Here is a 5,646-nt window from a genome sequence, read left to right as displayed (position 1 = left end):
GAATAGCCTGCTCCAGTCGATCGGCATCCAAAATGCCATACAGATGAAAGGCAAAAGGAATATGATACGCCTGGCTGTCCGGTTCCAGCTGCTGGACCAGCCACAACCGCTGCTGCGCCGGTGATAACGGGTAGCGACCATCTTCCGAGACATAGGCCGGAATCACGCTGGCCGGGCCGCTTACCGGCTGCTGCTGCACATACGCTGCCAGCTCCCGCAGCACCGGATAATCAAACAGGGCTCGCAGGGTCACCTGCCGCTGCAGCTGTTCTTCCATGCGGCTGACGACCTGCGCCGCCAGCAGGGAATGCCCTCCGATAGCGAAGAAATGATCCTGGGCGCCAATCTGCTGCCGGTTCAGCAGATCCGCCCAGATGGCGGCTATCTCTGCTTCTCCCGGTCGATCCGGCTGCTGGTACGCCTGCTGACGCAGATCCTGTTCCTGAATCGGTGGCAGCTGTCTGCGGTCAATCTTGCCATTGACGGTCAGGGCAAATGATGCCACTTCCCGCCAGGCAGCCGGTACCATATAAGCAGGCAGCCGCTGCTGCAGCTGGTCACGCAGCTGTCCGGCCTCCAGCTCTTGTTCGGTCGCATAGTACACAGCCAGCACCGGCTCTTCCTGACCGGATACGGTAGTCAATGCAGCCACTGCCTCGCAGATTCCCGGGCAGCTGCGCAGCGCTTCTTCAATCTCTCCCAGCTCAATTCGGTGACCACGCAGCTTGATCTGATCATCGGTTCGGCCGATAAAGTCAATCTGGCCATCCGCTCGCCGCTGGACCAGATCACCGGTACGGTACAGCGGCCCATCCGATAGCTGCGGCAGATGAACAAATCGCTCAGCCGTCAGCTCCGGTCGGTTCCAGTAGCCTGCTGCCAGTCCTTCACCGCCGATATATAGCTCTCCGGTAACTCCAACCGGCAGCTGCTGACCATATTTATTCAGTACGTATACATATGTATTCGAGACAGGCGTACCAATCGGAATAGATTGATCCGTATCAAGCTCATGGATGTCAATTTCATGGTTCAGGGTAATCGCCGTGTTCTCACTTGGACCGTATGAATTCAGCATACGTTTGGGCGCTCCGGCTGCTGCCACTTCGCCAACCCATCTGCTGCTCAGTGCTTCCCCGCCGATTAGCAGGGATTGAAGTGTAACAAACGCATCCGGCTGGGTCCGCGCTGTACTATGGAATAATGCGGCCGATATGGCCATTACACTGATTTGCTGATCGGTCAGCCACTGTTTGAGCCGGGACGGAGATATTAGCACGGTCTGCGGCATAATAACCAGAGCTGCTCCATTTAACAACGCACCCCATATTTCAAAGGTGGAAATATCAAAGGAAACATTCATCGTCTGGGCCATACGGTCTTCAGGCTGTATATCAATGTAATTGGTATTTTGGACGAGACGCACAATTCCTTTATGTCTGACCGCTACCCCTTTGGGCTGCCCGGTAGATCCTGAAGTATAAATGAGGTAAGCAAGTTGATCGGATGTATTGTCGGCATTACTCCATCTGTCAGGCTGCCCATCATCACCCAGCTCCTTGTAGACCATGATCCGAACAGGAGAATGATCCAGCTTTTCGGTAGATGCCTGATCACTGATCACCAGAGCAACTCCACTGTCCCGCAAAATATAATCCATGCGTTCCTCCGGAAGCTGCGGGTCAAGCGGAACATAGACAGCTCCGCATTTCAGCACTGCCAGTACCGATACCACAAATGCAGTGGAACGACCGATGCATATGCCTACTGTCTGTCCGGCACCGACAGATTCATTTTCAAGCTTGCGGGCAAGCAGGCTGGCCGACCGATTCAGTTCCTGGTAACTTACCGTGACCCCATCCTCTTCGATAGCAGTCGCATTCGGTGTCTGCATCGCCTGCTGTTCGAACAAATAAATAACCGATTGTTCCGGATAATCGGAAGCTGTTCGATTCATCTCATGAATGATTCGATGCTCTTCCGGTGTCAGTATATCCATTTCCTGTAGTGCCTGTTCCGGATGTTGTAGAACAAATTGCAGAATGGATTCAAAATGTATGGTCATCCGGTCCAGATCTGCCGGCTGCCATAGCGCTTCATCATACTGCCATTCTCCGAACAGTCCTTCCTCCGTCTCACTCATCAACAGAGCAAGATCACATTTGGCATCCTCATTATGCAGCTCCATCATTTCCAGCTGAATTTCACCCATATTCCAGCTGGTATCCAGTCTGTTTTGCAGGGAAAATATGGTCTGAAAAGGAGAGGCTGTTCCTGCATCACGCTCGGGATTCATCATTTCGACCAGTTTATCAAATGGAAGATCCTGATTCTCATACGCCTGCAGACATTTTTGTTTGATCTGCTTTACATACGTTCGGAAATTTTGCTGCATATTCAACCGGGAACGAATCAGCAGTGTATTTACGAAAAATCCAATCGTATTTTCAACCTCACGCCGATTCCGCCCTGCTGACGGTGTGCCTACAATCAGATCAGACTGACCGGTATACATGGATAACAGCACGTTATACGCGGATAGCAGACCCATATTCAAAGTAATTCCTTCTGATCTGCACCATTTTTGGAGCGATTCGTACATTTCGGCCGGAAGCTGGAATAATCGGCATTCTGCCTTTCCGCGTTGTTTTTCTCCGGATTTGCTTCCCGAAGCTTGTACGGGCAGCTGTAAAACAGGAGACTGCTGAAGCTCGTTCAGCCAGTAGTTCTGCTGGGATGCCAGATGTCCCTGTTCCAGCTGCTCCTGCTGCCAGAAACAGTAATCCGCATACTGAATATCCTGCTGCTCGTCCAAAACGGATTCCGCTTCAGGTGAATGGTAATAGTTCAGCAGCTCCGCCATGAATACCGGAAATGAAGCGCGGTCAAACATAATATGGTGAATATTGGCATAAAACAGATACTGCTCTTCTGCCAGACGAAATAGATAAAACCGATAGGGAAATTCCTGTTCCAGCCTGAAAGCCTGCTGCTTATCCTGCATAATAAACTGCATGGCATCATGCAAATTCCGCTCGGGATCAGCGGTGTATTCCATATAATCAAAATTCAATGCAGCTTCGGCATAAATGATTTGCTGATACCGGGAATCGGTATAGGCAAAGCGCGTACGGAACGGCTCATGTCCGGCAACGATGATCCCCAAAGCATCACTGAAACGGGAGACAGACAGCGGACCGGTAATGGTAAGGGCAAATGGAATATGATATGCGCTTGTATCGGGATCCAAATTTTGCAAAAACCACAGACGCTGCTGCCCACAGGACATGGGAGCTTCAAACACGGGCACATTGGAATAATCCATTTGGTTCACCTCTTATTCGAATTGGTAAAATCAGAATTGAAATTGCGTGTTCTTCTGCCTATAGCAGACTGCAGTATTCGCGGCTGCGCTATCTTGTCAAAATGCTTATCCAGTTCGAATATAGAAGGATAATCAAACAAAGCGGTCAGCGGAATATCCACTTCAAACTGCTCACGAATGCGCGAGATCACCTGTGCAGCAAGCAAGGAATGACCTCCAATCGTAAAGAAATTATCCCGTATACGAATGCCGTCATACTGCAGCACTTCTTCCCAGATACCGACCAGTCGCTGCTGACGGATATCAAGTGTATCCATGTCACCAGTATCATTCTCCGCTGCCGCAACCGGAGGCAGGATATACTGCTTCAGCTGCTTGCGGTCAATTTTTCCATTGGGCGTCATCGGGATGGACTGCAAAACAAACATGGCAGACGGAATCAAATGCATGGGGAAAACGGATTTCAAATCGCTTACGATCTCATCCAGGTCATATCCGGAACAGTCGGCTGATTTTAAAATAAATCCTTCGAGCTCGGCATGCTGGTCGCTATCCTGCCTCATTACCGCTATAGCTGTATGAACGGCAGGATGAGATTCAAGAGCGGATTCCACTTCATTCAGTTCCACACGATAACCTCGAACTTTTACCTGCCGGTCCAATCTTCCTTTCAGTGCCAGATGTCCATTTTCACGAATAAACCCACGATCGCCCGTACGATAAAATACCAGGGCTGGATCTGCCCAGGGCAGCTGTACAAAATGCTGTGCGGTTTGCTGTTCATCGTTGAAATAACCTCTGGTCATGCCATGACCGCCAATGTATACTTCTCCGACCAGACCATCCGGTACCGGCAAGCGATTATGATCCAGAATATATACTGCCGTATGATCAATCGGCTTGCCTACATCGTATACAGCCTCGGGTTCTTCACCCATACGCCGGTAGGTTGTTGTTAATGTGGTCTCTGTCGGACCGTACAGATTGATCAGATCGCTTTGAGGGAAAAGCGGCTTGATACGCAGAGCCAGATGATCGGACAGCACTTCACCACTGCACATCATGATTCGCATCGAATGCAGCTTTAACCGGGCATGTTCGGCATGAATGGCAAGTGATTTGAGCAGCGACGGTACTGTGCTGAGCAAGCAGGTGATTTGCCGCCGGGCAATCATCCGGATGACCCAGTCATGATCCCGTGCCTGCTCATAAGACATCAAGACCACTCTGGCGCCAAGCGCAAGCGGAGCAATCAAGTCCCGGAAAAATCCGTCCACTGACAAGGAAGCCAGCTGCAGTACCGTATCATCCGTACCGATCTTCAGCTCTTTTTTCATAAAAGAAATATAGTTCACAATCCCGCGGTGATGATTAATGATAGCTTTCGGACGGCCCGTACTGCCGGAAGTGTATACGATATACGCGGCATCACTGGAGGCAGCCTGCGTCTGTATTCCGGCGGGGCAGCTGTTGTACACATTGGCTTCGGCTACAATCACCGGCATCTCAAATGCCGCTTCTGCCTGTTCGCGCAGCAATTGGGTAGTCAGCATACAGCATGGTGCTGCATGAGCTGCCATATACTGCTGCCGCTGCTGTGGATACGTCGTGTCCACAGGCACAATGCATCCACCGAGCTTTACTACGGCGAGTATCGCAATGACCGCATCCATCGACTTATCCATATAGATCCCTACTCTGTCCTGACGACGAACAGCCTGGATTTGCGTCAGATGAAAAGCCAATTGCTCGACTCGTGTTTTCAATGCTCCGTAACTAAGACTCTCTCCTCCGTATTCCAGTGCAATCGCAGAAGGAGAATGATTCATTTGCAGCTCCACCTGATCATAGATACTGTTGGTGATTGGTGTTTCTTGCAGCGAGTAGTCGGATTGTTCGCTGATCCATGTCCGCAGCTCTGCAGGAGGAAGCAGATTCAGACTGCCTACTTGTACATTACTGTCTATACTAATTTCATAAAGTAAGTGAATTAAATGATTGGCCAGACGATCTACCTGGCGTGCGGTTAACAGCTCTGTCCGATAGCGAAGCTGAATATCCATACCCTGGGCGTGTTCATACACTGACAATGTCAAATCAAATTTGGCCTGATCAGGATGACCATTCACACCGGCTACTTCTGCACCTTGTATAAAGTCGGTATCATTCTTGCTCAAGTCATGATGGTGAATAAACATTACCTGAAACAAAGGATGATAGCTCCGCTGCCGCTCCGGCTGGACAGCCTCGACAACCCGCTCAAAGGACACTTCCTGGTGGGCGTAAGCTCCCAGGCACTTCTCCTTGACCTGATGGACATA

The 5,646-nt window shown here is 50.4% G+C and carries 2 protein-coding genes; both read right to left on the bottom strand.

The window, feature by feature from the left end; genetic code table 11:
* Window positions 1–3,325, bottom strand: a 3,325-nt coding sequence (locus tag WH45_RS08245; RefSeq protein ID WP_200897670.1) for a non-ribosomal peptide synthetase, incomplete at its 3' end; no start/stop codon positions are given.
* Window positions 3,326–3,330: 5 nt separating this feature from the next.
* Window positions 3,331–5,646, bottom strand: a 2,316-nt coding sequence (locus tag WH45_RS08240; protein WP_046213929.1) for a non-ribosomal peptide synthetase, incomplete at its 5' end; no start/stop codon positions are given.

This window comes from Paenibacillus wulumuqiensis (genome assembly GCF_000971965.1).
GTDB classification, from domain to species: domain Bacteria; phylum Bacillota; class Bacilli; order Paenibacillales; family Paenibacillaceae; genus Saccharibacillus; species Saccharibacillus wulumuqiensis.
The sequence above is the reverse complement of the archived record's forward strand: the minus strand, read 5'-3'. Positions and strand labels throughout refer to the sequence as shown.